The sequence below is a fragment of the Methylobacterium indicum genome (assembly GCF_001043895.1).
In the GTDB taxonomy this organism is placed as follows: Bacteria; Pseudomonadota; Alphaproteobacteria; order Rhizobiales; family Beijerinckiaceae; genus Methylobacterium; species Methylobacterium indicum.
The window spans coordinates 1-1,815 of sequence record NZ_JTHF01000359.1 but is presented as its reverse complement, the minus strand read 5'-3'; the positions used below and the strand labels follow the sequence as shown (position 1 = coordinate 1,815).

General features: G+C 74.4%; 1 protein-coding gene and 1 pseudogene. Both read left to right on the top strand.

What is annotated here, in order from left to right:
• Positions 1-760 (top strand): MotE family protein (locus QR78_RS29895; RefSeq protein WP_048431266.1); only part of this gene is annotated, 760 nt, incomplete at its 5' end.
• A gap of 91 nt (positions 761-851) precedes the next feature.
• Positions 852-1,815: pseudogene (locus tag QR78_RS29890) on the top strand (hypothetical protein); the annotation flags it as partial.

Genomic DNA, 1,815 nt, shown 5'->3' with positions numbered 1-1,815 from the left:
CCGCCTGACCGCGACGCCGACCTGGCGCGGGCCGGTGATCCGGCTGCGCCTCGTCGATGCGGTGGCGGTGGCGGCCTCCGGCCTGCTGCTCCTCAAGGTCCTGGCCTTCCTCGACGCCGCGCCCTCCACCGGCAGCCGCTTCGCCGAGGTGCTGGCCCATGCCCGCTCCGGCTGGGAGCCGGTCGATCCGACGGTAACCGGCTCGGTCTCGCCGAAGGAGGCGCCGGCCGCTCCCGCGGCGTCGGCCCCGCCCGCGGAGCCGCCGCGGCCGGCGGGCGAGCCGGTCTCCTCCTCCGAGCGGGCGATCCTGGAGAAGCTCGGCGCCCGGCGCGACGCGCTCCAGCAGCGCTCGCGCGACCTCGAGACCCGCGAGCAGCTGATCGAGAACGCCGAGCGCAAGCTCGAGAGCCGCATCAACGATCTCAAGAACCTGGAGCAGAAGGGCGACGACGCCGCGGCCAAGCGCGCCGAGGCCGAGGCCGCCGGGCTCAAATCCCTGGTGACGATGTACGAGACGATGAAGCCCAAGGAGGCCGCCCGGGTCTTCGACCGGCTGAAGCTCGACGTGCTGGTGCCGGTGGTGGTCGCCATGAACCCGCGCAAGATGGCCGAGGTGCTGGCGGTGATGCAGCCCGAGGCGGCCGAGCGGCTCACGGTGGCGCTCGCCCAGCGCGCCCGCGGGGTCGGCGGACCGAAATCCGCCGCCGCCGCGCCGGGTCTGCCCCCGGGGGAGCTTCCGGCGATCGACGCGGTGCGCTGACCCAGGGTCATGAGCCGGATCGGCACTGAATTAAGCCCCCGTTAGCCGTATGCCGGCATGGTGCCGGCTCGGGGTTTACGGGCGGATCGCGATGGGTTCGACGGGCAGGAGCCGCAAAGCTGCGGCGCTGATCGCGCTGGCGGGCTGGACCGCCGGAGCGAGCGCGGCCGCCGCGGCGCAGCTGACGGCGATCCAGGGCAGCGAGCAGAAGAATTTCGGGCGCATCGCGCTCACCTTCGACCACGGCGTCAAGGTGACCGCCAAGGTCGTCGGCGGCGTGCTGGTGGTGGGCTTTCGCGAGCCGGTGACGGGCCAGCGCGAGCGCCTGGCGAGCGAGATGCCGGCCTACGTGGCGCAGGTCCGGCGCGACCCGGACGGCTCCGGCCTGCGCGTCGCCCTCCAGGCCCCCTACAAGGTCAACGTGCTCGAGGCCGGCGAGCGGGTCTTCATCGACCTGATGCCCGAGGGCTGGACCGGCCTGCCGCCGAGCCTGCCGCCCGACGTGCTGGCCGACCTCACCCGCCGGGCCGAGGAGCTGAGCGCCCGCCTGCGCCGCGAGGCCGCCGCACGCGCCCCGCGCCCGGTGCCCCTGCGCCTGGAGGTCGCCAACCTGCCGACCCTGACCCGGCTCACGATGCGCCTGCCGCGGCAGGCCGAGGTCGGGCTCACCCGCTCCGGCGGCGAGATCCGCCTGCGGGTGCCCGGCGCCTACACGATCGACGCTTCCGAGGCCCGCTCCGGCGCGCGCCCGGCGGTGACGGCCCTGGCGACCGAGGCCGGCACGGACGCCGCCGGGCTCACCGTGACGCTCGCCGAGGGCTACACCGCCGAGGGCTACCGCGAGGAGGAGTCCTACGTCCTCGACCTGATCAAGCCGGCCGACAAGGCCAAGTCCCAGGATGCCAAGTCCCAGGATGCCAAGTCCCAGGATGCGAAGGCGTCGGATGCAAAGGCATCCGAGGCCAAGGTCGCGGAGTCCAGGACCGCGGAGGTCAAGCCGGCGGTCGAGCCGCCGGCCCTCCACCCTCCCGGTCCAGGGCCGGATCGTCCGGGGA